The sequence below is a fragment of the Propionivibrio dicarboxylicus genome (assembly GCF_900099695.1).
Classification (GTDB): Bacteria; Pseudomonadota; Gammaproteobacteria; order Burkholderiales; family Rhodocyclaceae; genus Propionivibrio; species Propionivibrio dicarboxylicus.
Map to the genome: position 1 here is coordinate 1 of NZ_FNCY01000004.1, position 22,642 is coordinate 22,642.

Sequence of the window (22,642 nt, forward strand, 5' to 3'; positions counted from 1 at the left end):
GTCCTCTCCTCGATCTGGACCCCCAACCTCGAATACGCCACCGAGAAGTTCGCCAAGGTCTGCGACCTCGCCGCGCAGTTCGGCCTCACCGTCGATCTCGAGTACGTCCCCATCGCCGCCGTCAATAACCTCGCCGGCGCCGTCAAGGTCCTGCGCGAAGTCAATCGCCCCAATGCCGGTCTCATGATCGACATGCACCACTTCCATCGCGCCCTCGACACGCCCGAGGATCTCGACGCCCTGCCCCGCGAGTGGTTCCACTTCGCCCACCTCTGCGACGCTCAGGGCCAGATCCCCACCGATCGCGCCGAAATGATCCGCATCCTCCGCGAAGAGCGTCTCTACGCCGGTGAAGGCGGCATCGACATCGCCGCCATCCTCAGGCACGTACCCGTCCCCGTCCTCTCTATCGAACTCCCCCACCTCGCCCGCGTCAAGGAACTCGGCACCGCCGAACACGCCTTCCGCTGTATCGAGGCAGCGAAGAAGTATGTGAGCGAGACGCTCGAACAACCCAAAAAATGTGTCGCCATTGCCTGAGGAAGAAAAGAACATGCTGAGCGGAAAAACCACCCTGATCGCCCATATCGGCTACCCGACGACCGCCTTCAAGGCGCCGATGATCTACAACCCCTGGTTCGACAGCAAGGGCATCGATGCCCGTGTCGTACCGATGGGCGTCAAGCCCGAGGACTACCCGGAATCGCTCAAGGCGATCTTCCGCATGAGCAACGTGCACGGCGCCCTTGTCACCATGCCGCACAAGGTGACGACCGTCGGTCTCGTCGATGAAGTGTCCACCACGGCGAAGATCGCCGGTGCCTGCAACGCCATCCTCAAGCGTCCCGACGGCTCGCTGCTCGGCGACATGTTCGACGGTTCGGGCTTCGTCCGCGGCATCCAGCGTGCCGGCTTCAAATGCCAGGGCGCCAAGGTGCTGCTGGTCGGCGCCGGCGGTGTCGGCTCGGCCATCGCCGCCTCGCTCGCCGCGGCCGGCATCGGCGCGATCTCGGTCTACAAGACGCGCAGCGATGCCGCCGTCAATCTGGTGTCGCGCCTGCAGGAATACTATCCGCAGATCGACACGCAACTCGTCCATAGCACCGATGTCGCCGGCTTCGACCTGATCGTCAACGGTTCGCCGCTCGGCATGAAGGACGACGATCCGCTGCCTTTCGACCTCAGCAACCTGTCGCCTTCGACCTTTGTCGGCGAAGTCGTCATGAAGCAGGAAATGACGCCGTTGTTGCAGATCGCCAAGGAACGCGGCTGCCCGTTTGTCATTGGCACGGCAATGCTCTTCGAAATGATCCCGGCGTATCTCGAATTCTTCGGCTTCGGCACCGCTACGCCCGACGAATTGCGTGCCGTTCAGAAAATCCAATATTGATATCGACGCGTCGATGGTTTAGCGTGTTGGTCTAGAAGCACTACAGAAATTAGCGCAGTCAGAGCAAAAAGAGAACTTAGTTTCCGTAGCACAAACCGGGGATTCCCCGTCATCTTTATCACGGAGGTAGGCAGAAATGAAAAAAATGTTAAGCATGATCATCGCAGCAACGTTCACGGTGGGACTCGCAGCACCGGCCGCCATGGCGGCCGACAAGGTCATGAAGTGCGGTATCGTGACCAACAAGGATCGCTCGCTGAGCAAGGGTCTGGTCGAGTTCGGCAAGATCCTCGAGAAGGAAACCGGCGGCACGATCAAAGTGCAGGTCTTCACCGACGGCGTGCTCGGCGGTGACCGTCAGACGCTCGAAGGGCTGCAGATGGGCACGATCCACTGCACGTCCGTATCGACCGGTCCGATCGCTGCCTTCGTGCCGCAATTCGACGTCTTCGACCTGCCCTTCCTGTTCAAGGACAAGGCGACCGCGTTCAAGGTCGCTGACGGCCCGATCGGCAAGGAACTGCTCGACAAGCTGCCGGCGGTTGGCATGATCGGCTTCAACTACTGGGAAAACGGCTTCCGTCACCTGACCAACAACAAGCGCGAAGTCAAAACGCTTGAAGATATCAAGGGCCTGAAGATCCGCACGCTCGAGAGCAAGATCCACGTCGACACCTGGAAACAACTCGGTGCCAACCCGACGCCGATGTCCTTCTCGCAACTCTACACCGCGCTTGAACAAGGCGTCGTCGACGGTCAGGAAAACCCGTACGGTAACGTCGTCTCGAACAAGTTCAACGAAGTCCAGAAGTACCTGACGACGACGGGCCATGTCTATAACGCCAGCCCGTTCCTGGTCAGCAAGAAGTTCTATGACGGCCTCACCGACAAGGAGAAAGAAGCCGTCAAGAAGGCCGCCAAGGAAGCGCAAACCTTCCAGCGTCTTGAGAACGACAAGGAAGACACGGTCAGTGCCGGCACGCTGCAAGCGCGTGGCATGAAGATCACGGCACTGAACCCGGGCGAGCAGCAGAAGGTCGTTGCCGCGCTCAAGCCGGTCTATGACAAGTACTCGGAAACGCTTGGCAAGGACTTGGTCGCCCGCATGCTGGCTGCCGTCAAGTAAGAAGCGGCAAGACGGAACGACGCCGGAAGGGGGGATTCCTTCCGGCGTTATTCCGGTGTAGTCATCTCCAACCGGACTCACTTCATGACATCACCTATCACTGCAAAACTCGACAAGGGCTTCAACGCGATTCTCGCGATCTGCCTCGGTCTGATGGGCATACTGATTTTCCTCAACGTGCTTCTGCGCTATTGCTTCAACTCCGGCCTGCCATGGGCGGAGGAGTTCTCGCGCTTTCTCTTCGTCTGGCTGACCTTCCTCGGCGCCATCGGCGCGTTGAAGGACAACGCCCACCTCGGCTTCACTTCGCTCGTGCAGAAACTGCCGCCGACAGGCAAGAAGATCGCCTACATCCTGAGCAATGCCATCGTCCTGTACTGCCTGGCCGCGCTGTTCGAAGGCAGCTGGGAAATGACGACGATGTCGGCGCACACGCTGTCGCCGGCGACCGGCCTGCCGCTCTCCTACATGTACGGCATCGGCGTCATCATGGGCATCGGCATGTTCGGCATCGTTTTCTTCAAGCTCTACCGGGCACTGTTCGTCAAGGGCGCCATCGACGAGCTCGTCGTCCTGCGCGAATCCGAGGACGACCGCGACTTCTCGGCGGATGCCGATCACCACGCCCAGCAGGGAGACAAGAAATGACCGTCGCCGTATTCATGTTTTCACTCTGCGGCGCGATGATGCTGGGCATGCCCATTGCCTTCGCGCTGATCGCCTGCGGCATCGCACTCATGTTCCACCTGGACATGTACGACGTTCGCATCCTGGCGCAAAACCTCATCATCGGCGCCGACAGCTTCGCGCTGATGGCCGTGCCCTTCTTCCTGCTCGTCGGTGAGCTGATGAATGCCGGCGGCATCTCGAAGCGGATCATCAACTTCGGCATGGCGCTGGTCGGCCACATTCGCGGCGGCCTCGGCTATGTCGCGATCATCGCCGCGTTCATCTTCGCCGGTCTCTCCGGTTCGGCGGTCGCCGACACGGCGGCGCTGTGCGCGATCATGATCCCGATGATGGGCGAAGCCGGCTACAACAAGGCCGGTTGCGCGGCGCTGATTGGCTCGGGCGGCATCGTCGCGATGATCCTGCCGCCAAGCATCGCCTTCATCGTCTTCGGCGCCATCGGCAACGTCTCGGTCGTCAAGCTGTTCATCGCCGGGATCTTCCCGGGCATCCTGCTCTGCTGTTCGCTCGCCGGTGCCTGGTGGTACATCTCGCGCAAGCAGCAGGTCGTCGTTTTCCCGAAGAAGACCAAGGCCGAAGTCTGGCAGGCGACGCGTGAAGCGAGCTGGGCGCTGTTCCTGCCGATCCTGATCATGGTCGGCATCAAGGGCGGCGTCGTAACGCCGACCGAAGCGGCCGTCGGCGCGGTGTTCTACACGCTCTTCCTCTGCCTCGTCATCTACCGCAGCGTCAAGCTCAGCCAGATCCCGCACATCCTGATGGCGGCCGCCAAGACGACCAGCGTCATCATGTTCCTGATCGCCGCCGCCATGGTCTCGGCCTGGCTGATTGCCATCGCCAACATCCCGGGCGAAGTCACCGAATGGCTCGAGCCGCTGATGGGCAACCGTCTGCTGCTGCTGATCGCCATCAACGTGCTGGTCTTCGTCGTCGGCACCGCGATGGACCTGACGCCGACCGTGCTGATCCTGACGCCGGTGCTGATGCCGATCGTGCTCAAGGCGGGCATCGATCCGGTCTATTTCGGCGTCATCTTCATCCTCAACAATGCCATCGGTCTGCTGACGCCGCCGGTCGGCACGGTGCTGAACGCCGCCTGCGGCGCCGGCAAGGTTAAGATGGACGAGCTCATGGTTCAGGTCGTGCCGTATCTCCTCATCGAGAGCGGCCTGCTCCTCCTGCTGATCCTCTTTCCGGAACTCGTGCTGGTTCCTCTCAAGTGGATGTCCTGACCATCAGACAGGGCACTCTCCTTCAAACGCCGCCTTCGGGTGGCGTTTTTTTTATTCCAGCCTGACTGACTGCCGCGCGTCGGCGCAAGCACAGGAGTCCTCGCGCCTACAGCGACCGCCTCACGAAAGGCAAAAAAAAAGGCGCTGCCCTCGGACAGCGCCTTCGCTTCATGCACGCCGCGATTCAGGACGGCGCCCCCTTGGCGATCCGGCGCCGCTGCAGCACGACGATAACGCTAAGCACGGCGAGCGCTGGCAAAATCATCCATTCCGGCGCCGGACGCGGGTTCGGCACCTCCATGGCGATGATCTTCTGCCCTTGCTGGAAGCCGGCCTTCTCTGCCTTGCTGCGGAACTTGACGAGCAGGACATCGACCTGCTCGCCTTGCGGCAGCAGGCGCAAGCCGAAGCCGTCGAGGCGCTTTGTCGCCGGCCCGGGTTCGCCGAGCGGCAGCAGCATGCCCTTCTTGACCGGCTTGCCGTTGATATCCTCGCCCTCGACCCAGACGCGCAGGCTTTCATTGGCCGGCGACTTCTCGATGAGCTGCATGAGGTCGGTGGCGGCGACGCGCGAATACGGCGGATAGACCATGTCCATCCAGAAATTCGGCCGGAACAGGCTGAAGGCGATGAGCAGCAGGACGATCGTCTCGGGCCAGGTATTGCGCGTCAGGAACCAGTGCTGCGACGCTGCAACGAAGACCAGGCTGGCGATGACGGCGAAGACGACGACGATGATGAACTCCGGCACGCTGTTGATGCCGATCAGCAGCAGCTGTGTGTTATAGATGAACATGAACGGCAGCACGCTGGTGCGAATGCTGTACCAGAAAGCCGTGAAGCCGGTCAGCAGCGGATCGGTCTTGGCGATGCCGGCAGCCGCATAGGCGGCCAGCCCGACCGGCGGCGTCACGTCGGCCATGATGCCGAAATAGAACACGAACATATGGATGGCGATCAGCGGCACAATCAGGCCGCTCTGGGCGCCAAGTTCGACGACGACCGGCGCCATCAAGGACGAGACGATGATGTAGTTGGCCGTCGTCGGCACGCCCATGCCGAGGATCAGCGAGGCGACCGCGACCATCACCAGCATCAGCAGCAGGTTGCCGGCCGAGATCAGCTCGACGACTTCGGCGAGGACAAGGCCGATGCCGGTCAGCGTCACGGTCCCGACGATGATGCCGGCGGTCGACGTGGCGATGGCGACGCCGATCATGTTGCGGGCGCCGGCCGTCAGGCCGATCTTGAGGTCGGCAAAACCCTGGTCGGCCTGTGCGCGGATGTCCTCGCGTCCGCGGAAAAAGGCGCTCAGCGGACGCTGCGTGACGAGAATGAACATCAGGAATACCGTTGCCCAGAAGGCCGACAGCGCCGGCGACAGCTCCTCGACCATCAGATTCCAGATCAGCGCCGCGACCGGCAGCAGGAAATGCAAGCCGCTCTTCAGCGTCGGCCCCGGCTGCGGCAGGGTCAGGATCGGCGAATTCGGGTCCTCCATATGCAACTCGGGATAACGCGCCTCGTAGCGAAGCAGCGCGATATAGGCAATCAGCATCAGCACGGCGATGATATAGACGGATGCCGGACCAGCGAGGTTCTTGATCCAGCCGAGACCGAAATAGACGATGTTGGCGAGGATCACGACACCGCTGATCGTCATCACGAAGTTGACCAGGCGGTTCATCAAGGGCGGCACGACCTCGCGCGGAATGCCTTTCAGATTGGCCTTGCAAGCTTCGAGGTGCACGATGTAGAACAGCGCGATGTAGGACATGATCGCCGGCAGCGCCGCGTGCTTGATGATCTGCGTATAAGGAATGCCGACGTATTCGACCATCAGGAAGGCAGCCGCCCCCATTACCGGCGGCATGATCTGTCCATCGACCGACGCGGCCGTCTCGACGGCGCCGGCAACGTGTGGCTTGTAGCCGACGCGCTTCATCAGCGGAATCGTGAAGGTGCCGACGGTAACGACGTTGGCGATCGAGCTGCCGGAGATCAGGCCGGTCAATCCGGACGAAACGACGGCGGCTTTGGCCGGTCCGCCGCGCATGTGCCCGAGCAGCGAGAGCGCCGATTTGATGAAATAGTTGCCGGCGCCGCCGGTATCGAGCAAGGCACCGAACAGCACATAGAGAAAGACGAAGCCCGACGAGACGCCGAGCGCCACGCCGAAGACCCCCTCGGTCGACAGCCAGAGGTGCGACATCGCTTTCGAGAACGATGCCCCCTTGTGCGCAATCATGTCGGGCATGTACGGGCCCAGGAAGATGTAGCCGATGAACAGGATGGCCATGATCGCCATCGGCAAGCCGACGACGCGGCGCGTCACCTCAAGCAGGAACACCAGGCCGCCAGCGGCAACGACGAGGTCGAGCGTCGTCGGTTGTCCCGGACGCCCGGCGAGCTGGACGTAGAAGATGTAGAGATAGGCGGCGCAGAAGGCGCCGAGCAGCCCGATCACCCAGTCCTGCACCGGAATCCAGGCGCGCGGCGAGGTCTTGAGCGGCGGAAAGAGCATGTAGCCGAGGAACATCGCCACCGCCAGGTGGATGGCGCGCGACTCGGTATCGTTGAGCACAAAGAAGCCGAGCGAGAACGGTAGCGGCGAGGCAATCCATAACTGGAACAAGGACCAGGCCAGTGCCACGCCCATGATGATTTTCGCCACCACGCCGCTCGGCCGGCGCCCGCCGGTATCCGACTCGGCGACCATTTGCCGGATTTCCTCATCGGTCATTTCCGGCTTGTCGACTTCCTTTTCACTCACAGCGCGCCCCCCATCAGGAACAACAACGCGGATGAAAGACGGCCCCACCATGGAGCCGTCTGTTCTTCAGGACAATGTCAAATCGTGCCGCCGGCCTACATCCAGCCCTTTTCCTTGTAGTACTTGACCGCGCCGGGGTGTAGCGGCGCCGACATGCCGCTGCCGATCATTTCCTTCGGGTCAAGATTGGCGAAGGCCGGGTGCAGCTTCTTGAACTCGTCGAAGTTGTCGAAGACCGCCGACACCATCGCGTACACCACGTTATCCGGCACCTTGGCCGAGCTGACGAAACTCGCCATCACGCCGAAGGTCTTGACCGGGTCGGGATTGTTCGGATAAATGCCACCGGGAATCGTCGCCGCAGCGAAGTACGGATACTCCTTGATCAGCTTGTCGACGGCCGGACCGCTGACGGCGACGAGCTTGGCGCCGCAAGTCGTCGTCGGATCCTGGATGTTCGCCGCCGGGCTGCCGACGACATAGCCGAAGCCGTCGATCTTGTTGTCGCAGAGCGCCGCGCCATGCTCATCGGGTTTCAGTTCGGAGGTCAGCGAAAAATCGCTGGTCTTCATGCCGAGCGCCGTCATCAGCATCTCGATGGTGACGCGCGTGCCCGATCCCGGGTTGCCGACGTTGAAGCGCTTGCCCTTGAAGTCCTCGAATTTCTTGACGCCGGACTCCTTGCGCGCCAGCACCGTCAACGCCTCGGGATAAACCGAGAAGACTGCGCGAAGATCGCTGTGGGCGCCGCCTTCCTTGAACTGCGCCAATCCCTTGACGGCGTTGAACTGGATATCGGACTGTGCGACACCGAAGTCGAGCTCGCCGGACTTGATCGTATTGACGTTGTAGACCGAACCGCCGGTGCTTTCGACCGAGCAACGAATGCCGTGCTTGGCGCGTTCCTTGTTCATCAGGCGGCAGATGGCGCCACCTGCCGCGTAGTAAACCCCGGTAACGCCACCCGTACCGATCGTCACGAATTTCTGCTGGGCGACGGCGCTCGGGCCGATCAGGGTACTGCCCGCCACCAATGCTGCTGCAATCAGAGTCAGTTTTTTCATCGTTGAGTTCTCCATTGAAAAATCGAAAATCAACACAACAAAACCGGAACGGCATAGGCCGTGCTCATGCAACTTCTTGATTCGGCGTCCGTCGGAAGACACGGACATCGGGGACCACAGCGATGAGCTTAGCGTAATTCTCCGAAATTAGTGCAAATGAATAACAAAAACATTCTCCCGCAGCACAAGCCTCACACACCGTGCACAACAATCGTGCCGAAGCACCAGGATCGCGCACCGCCAACGCGCATTCGATACAGCACTGTCATTACCCCTGAAAAGACGCCTCATTCCCGCCAACGGCCGGATCAGGTATGCTGGACGATGAACCTGGTGGGGCAGGCGCGATGCTTGCTAGCTCAGGAACAACGCAAGACAGCATTCGAACGCAAGCAAGAAGCCCTCCCGATCATGCAAGACACGCGGCGCTGACCCCTTCGCGATATCCAGCCCAACCGTTCCTGGACGCCCGATGCCCTCCTCCCGCACATTTTCCAAGCTCGCCGCACTGGCCGCGCACGACATCGGCCAGCGCGGCTTTTCCAGCGCTGCGCTGCCGCAATCATCACTGCGGCAGGCGGCAGAGAGCCTGCTGAACGGTGAACGCAGCGTGATCTGCACCGGTTTCTGCATCCGCGCGGCGATGATCGGCGAGAACGATGGCCCGCCCGGTGCGCTGGCGATCGCCGACGCGCTGCGCCAACTCGGCCAGCAGGTCGTCTTCGTCAGCGACCGCTTCAGCAGCGGACTGCTCGACGCCGGCATGCGCGTCTATGACATGCACCTGCCGGTGACGCTGCTGGAGCGCGACCAGGCGACGGCCGACCGGGAAATCGCCGCGCTGCTCGCCGATTTCCGGCCGACCCATGTCGTCGCCATCGAACGTCCCGGCAGCGCCATCGACGGACATCGCTACAGCATGCGCGGCGCCGTGCTCGACGATCTCGTGCCCGCCGCCGACGCGCTGCTCGCGCCCGGCGGCGCCACCACCATCGCCATCGGCGACGGCGGCAACGAACTCGGCATGGGGGGGTTGCGCGCCGATCATCACCACCGCGTCATGTACGGCGAGAAGATCTTCTGTGCGACACGGGCCGATTTCGTCATCCCCGCCGGCATCTCGAACTGGGGCGGCCATGCCCTGGCCGCGGCCCTGGCTGTTCTCGCCGGACGGCCGCTGATGCGCGCGCCGGAGCACGAACGCAACGTCCTCGAAGCGCTTCGGGACGCCGGCGCGGTGGACGGCTGCACCGGTACGGCGGAATTGTCGGTGGATGGGATCGCCTGGAAAAACTACGCGAAAACGCTCCACGCCCTCTACGCGGCCGCCTGCGGCGGTCGCGCCTGAATTCGCCGCACAACGCCAGACATTCGGCGCCGTCCTGAAGACAGGGCAGCGCCGGCGCGACTCAGGTACGGAACGAACCGAACTTGGCCTGCAGACCCTGCGCCACCTCATCCAGCGCACGCAAGCTCGCGGTAACTTCCTGCAAGCCGACCTGGGATGCCTGCATGCGGCGGGTCACATTCTCGGCGCTGCGCGCCATCGCCGTCGTCGCCGACTGCTCTTCGCGTGTGGACAGGGCGATCTCGTTCATCCGGCCACGCACGTCGTCCATGTTGCTGCGAATATCGTTGATCCGGGTGGCGGCGAGTTCCGCCCCGGAAACGCTATCGCGTGCCGAGCGCATGGTGTGTTGCATCGTCTCGACCGCGTGACTGGTCTCGTTGCGCATGCTCTCGGTCATCGAGGTGATTTGCACCGTCGCCGTGCCGGTCCGTTCAGCCAGCTTGCGCACTTCGTCGGCCACCACGGCGAAACCGCGCCCCTGCTCGCCCGCCCGCGCCGCCTCAATCGCCGCATTGAGCGCGAGCAGATTGGTCTGGTCGGCGATCTCCTTGATCACCTGCGTGATACCGCTGATTTCCTGCGCGCGCTGGCTGAGCTGCTCAAGCAGCGAAGCGAGGCTGTCGATTTCCTGCGCCGAGCGGCCGACCTGCGTCGCCACGTCGCCGACGGCCTCGGCCGACTCCCGCGACAACTGATTCGTGTTGCCGACCAGGGCGTCCGCCTCGCCGGCGTTTTCCGCCACATGCGCGACACTGACGGTAATTTCCTCGACCGTCGCCGCATTGCTCGAACTCTGATCGGCCAGTTCACGAAACTCGTCCGCCAAGCGGGCGAGAACGTCATTGATGTCATGCACGCCCTGCGTCAGCGTCGCCGCTTCACGGGTAATCCCGGCGAACATGCCGCGCAGACTCTCGATGAAGGTGTTGAAATACTGCGCCGTTTCGGCGATCTCGTCCTTGCCCTGGATGTCGATGCGACGGGTCAGGTCGCCGCCGCCCTTGGCAATGTCCTGCAGCATGGTCTTCATGACGTTGAGCGGACGCGTGAAGCTGGCGGCGATGTAGAAAGACACCGCCACGGAAAGCAACACGACGGCGAACGCGATAAGCATCGTCACCCACATCAGGGTTTCCAGCCTGGACAGGACTTCCCGCGCCGGCACGTTGACCGCCAGACTCCACGAGGTCCCCGGAATCGGCGCATAGGCGACATACTTGGACACCCCATCAAACGAATACGCGCCGATACCGCTCACGCCCGTCACCATCTTGCCGGTGATTTCGCGCAACGACGGCGGCATGGACGTGTCGGTCATCGCATTGACCTTCATGGCCAAATCCTTGCTCGGATGGAAAATGATGAGTCCATCGCTCTGTACCACGTAGGCATAGCCCGTCTGGCCGGACTTGACCTGTCCGACGAGCTTGACGACATCGTCAAGACTGACGGCGCCGCCGAGAATGCCAATCGACTTGCCGCCACGGGCGACAGGACCGACGGCAACGACCACCGGCTTGCCGGTATCCTTGGCGACGACGGGGTTGCTGAGCACCGCCTGCCCCCCCATCGCCAGCTTGAAATAGGGACGCTCGATCAGGTTGGCCTTCTGTCCGGTCGTGAAGCTCGCGTCGCCGTTCGGCAAGGCCATCATGAACGACTGGAACAGCGTCATCCGCTGGGCCTCGGTCCGGAGATAGGCCATCGCCGTCTCGCCGCCAACCTCGCTGACCAGCGGGGAGTTCCCCAGCAAGGATACCTCGCCCTTGCGCTCCGACACCCACATGCCGATCTTCTCGGCATTGTCATTGGCAAGCACCGTCAGATTCTCTTCCATCGTCCTGACGATAATCCCGCGCGCATACCAGTATCCGACCGTGCCGATGACAGCGGTCGACAACAGCACCAGTGCCACGATTGCGAATGTCAGTCTGCCTTTGATGCTGTTCATTCGAGGCCTCGCCAATAAAAGTCCGAAATCGGGAAAACCCGCCCGGAATAAATTCATTGCGGGTATGCCTTCCACGGCGAATAGTAAGCGGCAAAACCGGGGGAAATCCAGAACAAAATGACAAGATGCCATACCCCCTCCGACGGCAGGGATACCGCTTTTCCGTCGGGCCGTGCTAGCGTCGTGCCTTGCCGCTGAGCGTGTCGATATCGATGCGCACGACCGTCACCGCGTCGAATTTGGCGGCGAGGTACTTCTCTCCCTCAGGCATGAACTCGGGCGAATACTTTTCCAGGATACCGACCAGCGCCTGGCGCTTTTCCTCGCCCTCGACACGGCTCGCCCGACCGGCGGCAATCGCACTTTCATATTCGGTGGCGAACTGGCGCGGTAGCGTCCTGACCTTGCCGACAACGCAGAACGAGACCTCCGGCCGGGCATCGAGATGCTCGAGCTTGCGCCCGACGGTGGCGCAATGGAAGTAAATGGCATTGTCACGAACGATGTAGCTGAGCGGCACGCCGTAGGGCAACCCGTCCGGGCCGACCGTAGACAGCACGCCGTACAGCCCCTCCGCCAGCACGGCGGCGGCGTCCTCGGCAGCCACCGCGCGGTCGCTTCTTCGCGGCGCCCTGGCCGCAATCTCCGCAACGCCGCTCATGACGGCCTCGCGCTGTCGCGGTAAGCGAGGACGAGCCGATCGAGGAAACCGCACAGCGCCGCGTTCGCTTCGCTGAAATCATGCCGGCGCAGGGCTTCGGCCGATTCGACGAAGCGGTGATGCTGCCAGGAGGGAAGCGCGGTCTCGGCGGCGATCAGGGCCTCGATCACCGCTGGCGTGAATTCGAGATGGCATTGCAGGCCGACGACCAGCGGCATGTACTCGACGATCTGGCGCGGACAGCCTGCGCTGCTGGCGATGATCGTCGCCACCGGCGTCAGCCCCGGCATGTCGTTATGCCAATGTCCGACCGGGAGCGTCGCGCCGAAATGCCGGAATTTCTCGTTACGCAAGCCATCGGCGGTCAGCGCGATCGGGAATTTGCCGATCTCCTTTTCCGGGCTCCGGCTGGCCGGCGCGCCCAGCGCCTCGCCGATCAACTGGGCACCGAGGCAGACGCCGACGACCGCCTTGCCAGCGGCGACGCACGCGGCGATCAGGCGCTGTTCGGCGCGCGCATCGAAATACGGACATTCGGCCAGCGTCGTCGTCGGCGATTGCGGCCCGCCGAGCACGACGAGAAGATCGATACCCGCCGGCGACGACGGGAGCGGCTCACCCAGATACACGCGCGACCAGGTACTGGCAAAACCGCGCGCCGCGGCCCAATCGACAAAGGCCCCCGGCGCTTCGAACGCCTCATGAACGACAAAATGTAGCTGCACGAAAAACTCTCCAAAAACGTCCCGCAGCACGGAACGAACGGAGGCTAAAATATCACGGCACCGGACCCGTCGTAAGGGCCGGTTTCTGAATTTTTAATAGTCCGGTCATGAAACGCAGCGAACTCATCCTCGAACTCGGCGGCGACGATACGCAGCCGCGCTATCTTCGCCTGGCGGCGGCCCTGCTCGGCGCCATCGAGCGTGGCCGCCTGCGTCCCGGCGACCTGCTGCCGGGCACGCGGGCGCTCTCGACCCAACTCGGGCTGCACCGCAACACCGTCAATGCGGCGTTTCACGAACTCATCCTGCAAGGCTGGCTGGTCGCCGAGGCCTCGCGCGGTACCCGCGTCGCCCCCGACCTGCCCGCCCTCGGCAAAGTGCCGGCGCCGCCCCGCCGGACGGCCGCGCCCGCCCCTGCCGAGCGCGATACGACGATGCCCTTGCGCGTCTCGGACGGCATCCCCGATTCGCGCCTGCTGCCCGCCGCCGACCTGGCGCGCGCTTTCCGCCGCGCGATCTTGCGCCCCATGCAAGGCGTCGCCGACGGTTACGGCGATCCGCGCGGAACGCCGGCACTGCGCCAGGCGCTGACCGGCTACCTCGGCCAGGAACGCGGCATCGCGACAGTTGCGGACGACCTGATCGTCACGCGCGGCAGTCAGATGGCGATTTACCTGGCGGCGCGGGCGAGCCTCGCGCCCGGCCAGGCGATCGCCGTCGAGGATCCCGGTTATCGGCTCGCCTGGGCGGCTTTCCATGCGGCTGGCGCACACATCGTCGGCGTTCCGGTCGATGCGCAAGGCCTCGACGTCGCGGCACTGGAAAGCCTGCTGGCGCAGCGCCACGACATCGGCGCCGTCTATGTCACCCCGCATCACCAATATCCGACCACGGCGACGCTGGGCGCCGGGCGGCGGCTGCGACTGCTCGAACTCGCGCGGCGGTATCGCCTCACCGTCATCGAGGACGACTACGACCACGAATACCGCTTCGCCGGCCGGCCGGTACTGCCGCTCGCCGCGCGCGCCGAAGCCGATGCGCCGGTCATTTATATCGGCTCCTTGTCGAAGCTGCTCTCGCCGGAGATCCGGCTCGGTTATGCGGTGGCGCGCCCGGACATCGTCGCGCGCATGGCCGAGATCCGCAACGTCATCGACCGCCAGGGCGACGCGCCGCTCGAGATTGCCATGGCCGAACTGATCGCCGACGGGACGCTCGCCCGCCATGCGCGCAAGGCCCGGCGCATCTACGAAGGGCGGCGTGACCGCCTCGTCGACGCTTTACGCCGCCGACTCGGCGACACGCTGGTCGTCGACACGCCGTCGGGCGGCCTCGCCCTCTGGACCCGGCTGCACGACGACATTGCGGCCGACGCCTGGAGCGCGGCGGCCACCGACCTCGGCGTCCACATCGCCGGCGGCACCCACTATGCGCTCGACCCCGCTCGCGCGCCCAATGCTTTTCGCATCGGCTTTGCCAAGCTCGCCGACGACGAGATCGAGACGGTGGTCGAGCGCCTGGCGGCCAGCCGGCCGGCTTAGCGCCTATTTCGGCAGGGCTCTTAGCGCGCTCCGGCGATCACCGCGACGACGTCGAGCGCTGCTACGGCGACCAGCGCCAGAGCGGCGCCGAAGTCACCGTGAACGAGACAGAGCGACAGCGACAGCGCCGTCGCGACCGAGATCGCCGCCAGCGTCCAGAACGCATCGTGCCGGGAGGAAGAAAGTGTGCGTACCATGATCGATTCTCCTGAAATAACATGATCGGGATGCACCGTCGGCCGGGGTACGTGTATATACTATTGCTTGTTCATAATCATATAAAAACAAGCGATCGCTCATGTAACGAGGTAAAGCACGATGACCTTCACCCAGCTTGAAATATTCGTCCTGGTCGCCGAACTCGGCGGCTTCACCGCCGCCGCAGAAAAGCTCGGCATCAGCCAGTCGGCGGTCTCGCACGCCCTGAAGCAACTCGAACGCGAATGGGGCGTGACCCTGCTCTCACGCAACAAGGCCGGCATCGACCTGACCGAAATCGGCAAACCGCTGCTCGTGCGCGCCCGCGAACTGCTCGGCATCGCCGAGGCGATGCGCCAGGAAATTTCGGCCGTGCGCGGCCTGCAGCGTGGTGTGCTGCGCATCGGTTCCTTCGGCCCCTCGTCCTCGCTGCTGCTCCTGCCGCAGATCCTCGAACAGTATCGCCAACAGTATCCGGACATCGACATCTTCGTCGATGAAGGCCCCGACGACGCCGTCGCCCAGTGGATCGCCGAACGGCGCGTCGATGTCGGCTTCGTCGTCCTGCCGGACGAGCGTTTCGACACGCAACTGCTCATCGAGGACTGCTTCGTCGCCGTGCTGCCGGTCGGCCATCGACTCGCGCGGCAGACGCAACTGCGCATCGCCGACCTCTGCGACGAGCCGTTCATCATGACCGCCGCCGGCGCCGCCGCGCAGATCGAACCCCTGTTCGAGCGCGCCGGCCTGCGCCCGAAGATCAAGCACCGCTATTCGCAGATCCTGACGATCATCAAGATGGTCGAACATGGCGCCGGCGTCTCGATCATTTCGAGCCTGGCCCTCTCCGACCAGGTCATGGACCTCTGTCCCGGCGTCGTCAAGATTCCGCTGACGCCGGTGGCGCGGCGCTCGGTCGGCCTCGCCGTCCACAACCTCGCCCAGGCCAGCCCGGCAGTCCTCGCCTTCATGAAGACGGCGCGAACACTGGCGGCCGCGTCACGGCTCGGCCCGACGCAACGCGCGCCGGGATCGCGCCGCCGCAGTTGAAGGCGCCCGCCGCCTCAGCACTCCGGCATCAGGAAGTCATGGCGAATCCCCTCGCCGAGTTCATAGATGCGATCCATGAAATCGGTGAGGAACTCGTGCAGACCGCCGGCCAGCACATCGTCGATACGGCCGTAGTGGATCTGCGAGTAGAGCCGGCCGGCGAGCCGTCCGGTCTCGGCCGATTGCGGATTGCGGATGGCATCGAGCGTCTTGACGACGCCGTGCAGGCAGGCATGCAATGAACGCGGCATATCCGGACGCAGGATCAGCAGCTCGGCGACGCGGGCCGGCGTGATGATGTCGCGATAGACCTTGCGATAGACCTCGAAGGCCGACACCGAACGCAGCAGCGCGCCCCACTGGTAGAAATCGCTGGCCCCCTCCTCGCCATGTCCGCCGCCGAGCACATGATATTTGACGTCGAGGATACGGGCGGTGTTGTCGGCGCGTTCGAGGTAGCCGCCGAGCCGGATGAAGCTCAAGGCCTCGTCCTGCAGCATGGTGCCGAAAGTGACGCCGCGGATCACTGCCGCGCGCAGCTTGACCCATTCGAAGAAGGCGCCGATGCCGCCGGCCAGGATCGGCTCGATCTTCTGGTCGCGCACCTCGAGCCAAGTCATGTTGCAGCTTTCCCAGGTCTCCGAGGTCAGCGTGCCGCGCACCGCGTGGGCGTTTTCGCGCGCCGCGCGCAGACAGCTGAAGATCGACGACAGGTTGTCGGGGTCGAGCACCATGAAGCGCAGCACGTTCTCGGCATTGGCTTCGTCATAACGCGCGAAGAAGGCCTCGTCGAGGCTGTTGAGCGCCAGGATCGCGCCCCAGTTCTGGTTTTCGGCCGCCAGCGGCTTCGGCACCAGCGACATCTGATAGGTCACGTCGAGCAGGCGGGCAAGATTTTCGGCGCGCTCGGTGTAGCGCGACATCCAGTAGAGGTGGTCGGCGGTGCGGCTTAGCATGATGCGTTCTCCCGTCCGTTGTTTTCAAGCACCCAGGTATCCTTGGTGCCGCCCCCCTGCGACGAATTGACGACCAGCGAGCCTTCGCGCAGCGCGACCCGCGTCAGGCCGCCGGGCACCATGTCGATGTCCTTGCCCGAGAGGACGAAGGGACGCAGGTCGAGGTGGCGCGGCGCCACGCCCGATTCGACGAAGGTCGGGCAGGTCGATAGCGCCAGCGTCGGCTGGGCGATGTATTTTTCGGGCGCGGCGACGATGCGCGCGCGGAAATCCTCGATCTGCTGGCGCGTCGAAGCGGGTCCGACGAGCATGCCGTAGCCGCCGGCGCCATGCACTTCCTTGACGACCAACTCGGGCAGATGATCGAGTACGTAGCGGAGATCGTCGGGCTTGCGCAGCATGTAGGTCGGCACATTGTTGAGCAGCGGCTCCTCGCCGAGATAGAAGCGGATCATGTCCGGCACATAGGGATAGATCGACTTGTCGTCGGCGACGCCGGTACCGATCGCATTGGCCAGCGTGACGCGGCCGGCGCGGTAAGCCGAGAGCAGGCCCGGCACGCCGAGCATCGAGTCCTTGCGGAACGCGAGCGGGTCAAGAAAATCGTCGTCAAGGCGACGGTAGATGACATCGACACGCTGCGGGCCACGCGTCGTGCGCATGAAGACGGTGTCGTGATCGACGAAGAGGTCGCGTCCCTCGACGAGTTCGACGCCCATCTGCTGCGCCAGGAAGGTGTGCTCGAAGTAGGCGCTGTTATAGACGCCGGGCGTCAGCAACACGACGGTCGGGTCCTCGACGCCGGCCGGCGCGACCGTGCGCAGATTCTCGAGCAGCATGTCGGGATAATGCTGGACGGGTGCGATCTGATGGCGCGCGAACAGTTCGGGGAAGAGCCGCATCATCATCTTGCGGTCCTCGATCATGTAGGACACGCCCGAAGGCACGCGCAGATTGTCCTCGAGCACGTAGAACTCGCCTTCGCCGGCGCGCACGAGGTCGACGCCGGTGATATGCGAATAGATCCCGGCCGGCACATCGACGCCGATCATCTCGCGGCGGAACTGGGCGTTGTTGAGGATCTGGTCTTCGGGAATCAGCCCGGCGCGCAGGATATCCTGGTCGTGGTAGATGTCGCCGAGGAAAGCGTTGAGCGCCTTGACGCGCTGCCGCAAGCCGCCCTGCAGGGCCTTCCACTCGTCGGCCGGAATGACGCGCGGGATGATGTCGAAGGGAATCAGCCGCTCCTTGCCGGCCTCTTCGCCATAGACCGCGAAGGTGATGCCGACGCGGCGAAAGGCGATATCGGCCTCGGCGCGCTTGCGCTCGATCCGCTCGGCCGGCGTCCGCGCCAGCCACTCGTCATAGACCCGGTAATGCGGACGGACGCTGCCGTCCGCCGCGTGCATTTCATCGAAAAATTTTTTCGTCATGGCCCTCACCGCTGCGAAGATGTCCATGACCCTTCTAGCAGAAAGCGTACCAAAGGCGGATTGCCCGCAGTGGCGGGCTTTTGCGGCACCAACGCAGGAACGATGCACCAAAAGCGGCCGTCCCGCACCCGGGCGGGGCACGCCACGCCCGCATCGCAGCCACATCACCGTCGCATTACGGCCGCATCGCCGTCACTTCATGCCGACCGCATCGCGCGCGGCGGCCCGGTGCGTCTTCCGGCGGCGCGTGCGCAGCCTGCCGGAAGACGGACTAAGCATCCATTTCGGTCGGGATCGTGTGCCGCGAGCCCTACCGAAATAGACTCTAAGGCATTTCGCCGATGCGGATCAGCGCCGCGCCAAAAGCGTCCGAGCCGGCTTTCCCCGAAAGGACGATCGTCTGCTGCAGCAACGAGTTGCCCTGGGCATCGCGCAGGCTTTTCAGGAACGGTCCTTCCTTGACCGCCCGCAGACGCGAAAGATCGCGCGGCGTGTCGGTCAGCATCACCAGGATCGTATCCTCGCCGGCCGGACCGCCCGCCCTGAAGGCCCAGCCCGGGCGCGGCAAGCGGCGCGTCTCGCCGGCCTCGATGGCATTCTGCTCGTCGAGCGCGTTCGGATAGAGCAGGTAGAGGCTGTCGTTGTCGGAACCGGCCATGACGAGATAGAGGTAGCCGTCGCGATTGGCCGTGATCGACATTTCGAAGGCATCGACGCCGATCTTCAGCGTCGACTTCGGCACATCCACACGCATCGCCCGCGCCGCATCGCGCTGCATGTAGATTTCCTCGAGCACGCGCGACGGCTTGACGCTCACCACCGGCGGTGTGGGGGCGAGCGGAACCGCCGGAGGGGCCGACGCAGCGGACGCCACGGCGACGGCCGGAGCGCTCGCCGCCGGCTTGGCCTCGGCAGCGATCCAGCTCGGCACGAAATCGGCATTGCCGCCGATCACCATGTTCTGCCCGGTGATGCCCGGCCAGCTGACGAGATCCTTGTTCAGCCGGTTTTGCGCGCACTGCGTCACCTCGCTGACCGTTACCGCGCCGCTGCCGTCGATGTCGCGCGCCTCGCCGAACAGGCAGTCGCTCCAGGCCACGGTGGCGAAGCCGCCCTGATCGGGATTGTCGAACGACACCTCGTCGGGCCGCGCCGCGGCGATATGCACGACGTTGTCCGGCGTATTGCCCTGCTCGCGCATGACCAGCGCCAGCGAACGCGTCGAGAAATTCGACGGCTTCGAGCAACTCTCGGGCGCCCCGACCGGCGTGAACTTCGGCGTCAGGCGACGGCCGTTGTGCTGCAGCGAGCGCGTCGAAAACGGCGCCGTGGCGACCCCGCCGGAGAAGCAGGCGTCATAGAAGACGAACAGCTTGTCGGTCTTCTGCGCGAGGCGCTTGAGCATGCCACCGAGTTCCTGGTTGCTGAGTGGACGGCCGTCACTGGCGAGCAAGCCCTCGACGCAATAATTCTGCGGACTGCTCGCATCGAGCCAGCGGGTGCCGTGCCCCGAGTAATAGATGAAGACGCGGTCGCCGGCGACGATACGGCGTTCGAGTCCGGCGATGGCGGCACGGATGGCGTCCGCCGTCGCCTGTCCGTCCCGGAGATAGACGATGTTTTCATCGGGAACGGCCATCGCGCGCGCCATCTTGCGTGCATTGGTAACGTCGAAGCGAACGCCTTCGAGCCTCGGGATTTCCTTCGGCCCGTACTGACCGATGGCGATGATCAGGGCATGGCGGCCGACACGCGGCGGCGGATTTCCCTGCGCCAGCGCGAAGACGGGACAGACCAGCGCGATGGCGGCGATGGCGGCAATCAGGCGGTGCAATGTAATCTGCATGATTTTTCAGCGCACGGTGACGATTCTGACGCGGCGGTTCTCGCCGGCAAACGGATCCTGCGGCAGTGCAAGGTCGCGCGATCCGCGCCCGAGCGCGAACAACTGCTGCTCGGCGATCCCGCGCTCGACCAGCCACTGGCGCACGGCGTCCGCACGCTGCTGCGACAGCCGCATGTTGTAGGCGTCGCCGCCCTTGGCGTCGGTATGCCCTTCGATCAGAAACGAGTTGCCGCGCAGTTCCTGCGAGGCCAGCGCATTGGCGAGATTGCGCAGCACGAACTGGCTCTCCTGCGTGATCTTCGCCGAGTTGAACTCGAACAGGATCGAGAGCGAGATGCTGGGTCGCGCGGCGGGTGCTGTCGGCGCGGCCATCGGTGCGGCCACACCGTTGTCGGCCGGTGCATAGCTCCCGCCACCAGGAGGCGCGACCGGCGATTCCGGCAGCGCCTGCCCGGCCGCCGGGGTCTCCGCCGCGCCTTCGGTCTTGATGACATTGAGATTGCGGAAACGGATCGGCTGCTTCGTCGACAGCGCGTTGATGATTTCCTCGGTTCCCGGCGCGGCGGTCGGCTGCGCCCAGGAAGACGTCGCCAGGCACAACAGTAAAACGGTGACGATGGATTTCATTCAAGCCTCATTCGGGTTTGACATGCTGGATCATGAGCGCCGTCGACGTGACATCGTTGCGCTCGTAGTCGGACGCTCCGGAAAAGCTCACCTTGTTGTCGGGCTGGCTCAGGTTCTGCAGCGAGCGCGTCTTGATCACCCCCTTGGCCGCCGCCGCAACGCGCGGATTCTGGCCCGCGCCACAGGCCGGCAGGCGATTGCCGAATTCGCTCTTGAGCGCTTCCATGTCGGGACCGCCCGGCACGCAGGGGAAGAAATAAAGCCGGATCACCTCGACGCCCGGCTGGCCGACGAGCTTGATGCCGTGGTCCGAGGGAATCCGGTTGGTCGCGCCGGGAAAAACCGTGTAGACGCCGAGATCGTTGATCTGGCCGGCGGGATCGATGTTTTCGAGACGCACCTGACCGGGCAGGTTGGTGGCATAGCGGATGGCAAAGACATCGCCGGTCTTCAGCGACGCCGTCGCTTCGTTGAGCGACGAGGTGCGCAGCACGTCGAAAGACTTGGGGTCGAGCTGGTCGATGGAGTAGCCGATCGTCGGCACCAGCCGTTCGTTGGCAGGACCGTTCCCGGCCTCCGGCCCGACGCCGATGAGATTCTGTGACATATCCACCAGCGGCTTGAAGATGCCGTCGATCTCGTTCTTGAACACCTTCTGGAACATCATGCTGCCGATCTGCTGAACGACGAAACCGAGCAGGGGCGCGAACTTCGGCTGCGGCGCGCTGGCCGCCGCATCGCCCTCGCCGCTCGGCGGCGGCGATTGGGCCAAGCTTGACGCTGCCGGCGATATCAGCGCCAACGCCAAGAGCATCGACCCCCCCCGGCGGGCACGCGAAGCGCTGCCGCGACGCCATGCCAAAAGCTTTTCTTCCGACTGACCGGAAATCATGCGCCACCTCCCCGTGCAACGGCCTTCTCCACTGCGTCGAGACCGCTACCGCTGCCATGAACAAAGACCATCGCCAAGACGATCGTATTAGCGCTGCCTCATCACACTAACGCTAGCATGCCCGGCAGGGTCTGGCAAACCGATTACGACGCGAACGTCATGCTGCCGCCGGCACCGGACTCAGCCCGGATGAATACCTGCAAGCACCGGAAAAACGAGGCGGGGCGACGGCCTATTCCTCTTCGTACGGCAGCACGGTCACTGCCACCTCCGGCTGATGCGCATCGCCGCCGAGGATGACGCCGCGCAGCGGCGACACGTCGCCGAAATCGCGGCCCCAGGCGACGGTGATGTGCTCGCGGTCGGGCAGCACGTTGTTGGTCGGATCGAAATCCACCCAGATGCCGCCGGAGACATCGGGACAGAAGACCGACAGCCATGCATGCGAGGCATCGGCGCCGACCAGGCGCGGCTTTCCGGGCGGCGGCCGGGTCAGCAGATAACCGCTGACGTAACGCGCCGACAAGCCGAGCGAGCGCAGGCAGGAAATCATCAGATGGGCAAAATCCTGGCAGACGCCGCGCCGCTGTTCGAGCACCGTCAGCACCGGCGTCGCCACCGTCGTCGCCCCGGCATCGTAGCGAAAGTCGCGGAACACCCGTTGCATCAGGTCGCGCACCGCGTCGAGCAATGGCCGCCCCGGCGTGAAGCTCGGCGCAGCATAGGCGGCGAACTCGCGCTTGACCCGCGTATAGGGCGACTCGAACAAATAGATGCTGGCCTCCAGTTCGACCGGCAGCACGCCGTAGGCCAGGCGATCGCGCACCGACTCCCATTCCGGCGCCGCGAAGGCGGTCGCGTCGAGCCGCCGCGAACGCACCTCGATACGACTCTCGGCCCGCACCAGCAGGCTGCCGTGCGGCGCCTCGATGGCGAACTGACGCACCGGATTACCGAAACTATCGACGCGCACACGATCGACGCCCGGCGTCGGCGCAATGACGATCTCATGGGCAATGGAGCGCTGCCACGGACAGGCGCGCGGCGTCAGGTGCAGAAGCTGGCGCGACAGCGAGACCGGGCTCTCGTAGTCGTAGCGGGTCTCGTGGATGACGTGATAGCGCGCGATATCCATG

Annotated in this window: 20 protein-coding genes; 8 read left to right on the plus strand and 12 right to left on the minus strand. The window is 64.0% G+C overall.

What is annotated here, in order from left to right; genetic code table 11:
* The 5 genes from BLR25_RS06410 to BLR25_RS06430 form a co-directional block, all read left to right on the plus strand.
* A partial coding sequence (locus BLR25_RS06410) for a sugar phosphate isomerase/epimerase family protein (RefSeq protein ID WP_143009780.1) occupies window positions 1–540 on the plus strand: 540 nt, incomplete at its 5' end.
* 13 nt (window positions 541–553) lie between these two features.
* Complete coding sequence (locus tag BLR25_RS06415; protein WP_091935562.1) at window positions 554–1,390, plus strand: shikimate dehydrogenase family protein; 837 nt, start codon at window positions 554–556, stop codon at window positions 1,388–1,390.
* A 136-nt stretch (window positions 1,391–1,526) separates the two neighbouring features.
* Complete coding sequence (locus BLR25_RS06420; protein WP_091935566.1) at window positions 1,527–2,516, plus strand: DctP family TRAP transporter solute-binding subunit; 990 nt, start codon at window positions 1,527–1,529, stop codon at window positions 2,514–2,516.
* Between the two features lie 84 nt (window positions 2,517–2,600).
* A complete protein-coding gene (locus BLR25_RS06425) occupies window positions 2,601–3,164 on the plus strand; it encodes a TRAP transporter small permease (protein ID WP_091935569.1) in 564 nt (187 codons plus the stop codon).
* A complete protein-coding gene (locus tag BLR25_RS06430) occupies window positions 3,161–4,438 on the plus strand; it encodes a TRAP transporter large permease subunit (protein WP_091935573.1) in 1,278 nt (425 codons plus the stop codon). The genes BLR25_RS06425 and BLR25_RS06430 overlap by 4 nt, the downstream gene beginning before the upstream one ends.
* A 184-nt stretch (window positions 4,439–4,622) precedes the next feature.
* On the opposite strand, the gene BLR25_RS06435 is transcribed toward BLR25_RS06430, so the two are convergent.
* Both BLR25_RS06435 and BLR25_RS06440 read right to left on the minus strand, forming a co-directional pair.
* The gene (locus BLR25_RS06435; protein WP_245715490.1) at window positions 4,623–7,211 is read right to left on the minus strand and encodes a TRAP transporter permease; all 2,589 of its coding nucleotides are present in this window, start codon (window positions 7,209–7,211) and stop codon (window positions 4,623–4,625) included.
* Between the two features lie 95 nt (window positions 7,212–7,306).
* Window positions 7,307–8,275, minus strand: a complete 969-nt coding sequence (locus tag BLR25_RS06440) for a TAXI family TRAP transporter solute-binding subunit (protein WP_091935579.1) — start codon at window positions 8,273–8,275, stop codon at window positions 7,307–7,309.
* Between the two features lie 472 nt (window positions 8,276–8,747).
* On the opposite strand from BLR25_RS06440, the gene BLR25_RS06445 reads away from it, so the two are divergent.
* Window positions 8,748–9,623: a glutamate cyclase domain-containing protein gene (locus BLR25_RS06445; RefSeq protein WP_091935582.1), complete on the plus strand. Its 876-nt coding sequence runs from the start codon at window positions 8,748–8,750 to the stop codon at window positions 9,621–9,623.
* A 61-nt stretch (window positions 9,624–9,684) separates the two neighbouring features.
* Here BLR25_RS06445 and BLR25_RS06450 read toward each other — a convergent pair whose 3' ends face one another.
* The 3 genes from BLR25_RS06450 to BLR25_RS06460 all read right to left on the minus strand — a co-directional run bounded on the left by BLR25_RS06450 (window position 9,685) and on the right by BLR25_RS06460 (window position 12,963).
* A complete protein-coding gene (locus BLR25_RS06450) occupies window positions 9,685–11,577 on the minus strand; it encodes a methyl-accepting chemotaxis protein (RefSeq protein ID WP_176785769.1) in 1,893 nt (630 codons plus the stop codon).
* A 175-nt stretch (window positions 11,578–11,752) separates the two neighbouring features.
* Window positions 11,753–12,238: a pyridoxamine 5'-phosphate oxidase family protein gene (locus BLR25_RS06455; protein WP_091935591.1), complete on the minus strand. Its 486-nt coding sequence runs from the start codon at window positions 12,236–12,238 to the stop codon at window positions 11,753–11,755.
* Window positions 12,235–12,963 (minus strand): glutamine amidotransferase-related protein, encoded by a 729-nt coding sequence (locus BLR25_RS06460; RefSeq protein ID WP_091936064.1) that lies wholly within the window; start codon window positions 12,961–12,963, stop codon window positions 12,235–12,237. Before BLR25_RS06460 ends, BLR25_RS06455 begins: the two co-directional genes overlap by 4 nt.
* 107 nt (window positions 12,964–13,070) lie before the next feature.
* On the opposite strand from BLR25_RS06460, the gene pdxR reads away from it, so the two are divergent.
* The gene (gene pdxR / locus BLR25_RS06465) at window positions 13,071–14,504 is read left to right on the plus strand and encodes a MocR-like pyridoxine biosynthesis transcription factor PdxR (protein WP_091935594.1); all 1,434 of its coding nucleotides are present in this window, start codon (window positions 13,071–13,073) and stop codon (window positions 14,502–14,504) included.
* A gap of 20 nt (window positions 14,505–14,524) precedes the next feature.
* On the opposite strand, the gene BLR25_RS21225 is transcribed toward pdxR, so the two are convergent.
* Window positions 14,525–14,701: a hypothetical protein gene (locus BLR25_RS21225; protein WP_176785770.1), complete on the minus strand. Its 177-nt coding sequence runs from the start codon at window positions 14,699–14,701 to the stop codon at window positions 14,525–14,527.
* A gap of 121 nt (window positions 14,702–14,822) precedes the next feature.
* Between BLR25_RS21225 and BLR25_RS06470 the strand changes: the two genes are divergently transcribed.
* Complete coding sequence (locus BLR25_RS06470) at window positions 14,823–15,752, plus strand: LysR family transcriptional regulator (RefSeq protein WP_091935597.1); 930 nt, start codon at window positions 14,823–14,825, stop codon at window positions 15,750–15,752.
* Window positions 15,753–15,766: 14 nt separating this feature from the next.
* Here the strand turns inward: BLR25_RS06470 and BLR25_RS06475 are convergent, their stop codons facing one another.
* The 6 genes from BLR25_RS06475 to BLR25_RS06500 all read right to left on the minus strand — a co-directional run bounded on the left by BLR25_RS06475 (window position 15,767) and on the right by BLR25_RS06500 (window position 22,641).
* On the minus strand, window positions 15,767–16,708 hold the full coding sequence (locus tag BLR25_RS06475) for an alpha-E domain-containing protein (RefSeq protein WP_091935601.1): 942 nt from the start codon (window positions 16,706–16,708) through the stop codon (window positions 15,767–15,769).
* On the minus strand, window positions 16,702–18,141 hold the full coding sequence (locus BLR25_RS06480) for a circularly permuted type 2 ATP-grasp protein (protein ID WP_091936066.1): 1,440 nt from the start codon (window positions 18,139–18,141) through the stop codon (window positions 16,702–16,704). Before BLR25_RS06480 ends, BLR25_RS06475 begins: the two co-directional genes overlap by 7 nt.
* A 325-nt stretch (window positions 18,142–18,466) precedes the next feature.
* The gene (locus BLR25_RS06485) at window positions 18,467–19,987 is read right to left on the minus strand and encodes a DUF4384 domain-containing protein (protein WP_091935603.1); all 1,521 of its coding nucleotides are present in this window, start codon (window positions 19,985–19,987) and stop codon (window positions 18,467–18,469) included.
* 6 nt (window positions 19,988–19,993) lie between these two features.
* Window positions 19,994–20,614 (minus strand): OmpA family protein, encoded by a 621-nt coding sequence (locus BLR25_RS21510; protein WP_218122650.1) that lies wholly within the window; start codon window positions 20,612–20,614, stop codon window positions 19,994–19,996.
* Between the two features lie 7 nt (window positions 20,615–20,621).
* Window positions 20,622–21,506 carry a DUF4384 domain-containing protein gene (locus BLR25_RS06495; protein ID WP_143009781.1) on the minus strand — a complete coding sequence of 295 codons (885 nt, stop codon included), beginning with the start codon at window positions 21,504–21,506 and terminating at the stop codon, window positions 20,622–20,624.
* A 232-nt stretch (window positions 21,507–21,738) separates the two neighbouring features.
* Window positions 21,739–22,641, minus strand: a complete 903-nt coding sequence (locus BLR25_RS06500) for a transglutaminase family protein (RefSeq protein WP_091935609.1) — start codon at window positions 22,639–22,641, stop codon at window positions 21,739–21,741.
* Between the last annotated feature and the right edge of the window lies 1 nt (window position 22,642).

Excerpts from the sequence above, each read along its gene's own strand:
- BLR25_RS06420 (WP_091935566.1), top strand. The coding sequence starts at position 1,527 with ATGAAAAAAATGTTAAGCATGATCATCGCAGCAACGTTCACGGTGGGA.
- BLR25_RS06445 (WP_091935582.1), top strand. The coding sequence starts at position 8,748 with ATGCCCTCCTCCCGCACATTTTCCAAGCTCGCCGCACTGGCCGCGCAC.
- BLR25_RS06430 (WP_091935573.1), top strand. The coding sequence starts at position 3,161 with ATGACCGTCGCCGTATTCATGTTTTCACTCTGCGGCGCGATGATGCTG.
- BLR25_RS21225 (WP_176785770.1), bottom strand. The coding sequence starts at position 14,701 with ATGGTACGCACACTTTCTTCCTCCCGGCACGATGCGTTCTGGACGCTG.
- BLR25_RS06450 (WP_176785769.1), bottom strand. The coding sequence starts at position 11,577 with ATGAACAGCATCAAAGGCAGACTGACATTCGCAATCGTGGCACTGGTG.
- BLR25_RS06440 (WP_091935579.1), bottom strand. The coding sequence starts at position 8,275 with ATGAAAAAACTGACTCTGATTGCAGCAGCATTGGTGGCGGGCAGTACC.
- BLR25_RS06475 (WP_091935601.1), bottom strand. The coding sequence starts at position 16,708 with ATGCTAAGCCGCACCGCCGACCACCTCTACTGGATGTCGCGCTACACC.
- BLR25_RS06500 (WP_091935609.1), bottom strand. The coding sequence starts at position 22,641 with ATGGATATCGCGCGCTATCACGTCATCCACGAGACCCGCTACGACTAC.
- BLR25_RS06470 (WP_091935597.1), top strand. The coding sequence starts at position 14,823 with ATGACCTTCACCCAGCTTGAAATATTCGTCCTGGTCGCCGAACTCGGC.
- BLR25_RS06425 (WP_091935569.1), top strand. The coding sequence starts at position 2,601 with ATGACATCACCTATCACTGCAAAACTCGACAAGGGCTTCAACGCGATT.
- pdxR (WP_091935594.1), top strand. The coding sequence starts at position 13,071 with ATGAAACGCAGCGAACTCATCCTCGAACTCGGCGGCGACGATACGCAG.
- BLR25_RS06455 (WP_091935591.1), bottom strand. The coding sequence starts at position 12,238 with ATGAGCGGCGTTGCGGAGATTGCGGCCAGGGCGCCGCGAAGAAGCGAC.
- BLR25_RS06495 (WP_143009781.1), bottom strand. The coding sequence starts at position 21,506 with ATGATTTCCGGTCAGTCGGAAGAAAAGCTTTTGGCATGGCGTCGCGGC.
- BLR25_RS06485 (WP_091935603.1), bottom strand. The coding sequence starts at position 19,987 with ATGCAGATTACATTGCACCGCCTGATTGCCGCCATCGCCGCCATCGCG.
- BLR25_RS06415 (WP_091935562.1), top strand. The coding sequence starts at position 554 with ATGCTGAGCGGAAAAACCACCCTGATCGCCCATATCGGCTACCCGACG.
- BLR25_RS06480 (WP_091936066.1), bottom strand. The coding sequence starts at position 18,141 with ATGACGAAAAAATTTTTCGATGAAATGCACGCGGCGGACGGCAGCGTC.
- BLR25_RS21510 (WP_218122650.1), bottom strand. The coding sequence starts at position 20,614 with ATGAAATCCATCGTCACCGTTTTACTGTTGTGCCTGGCGACGTCTTCC.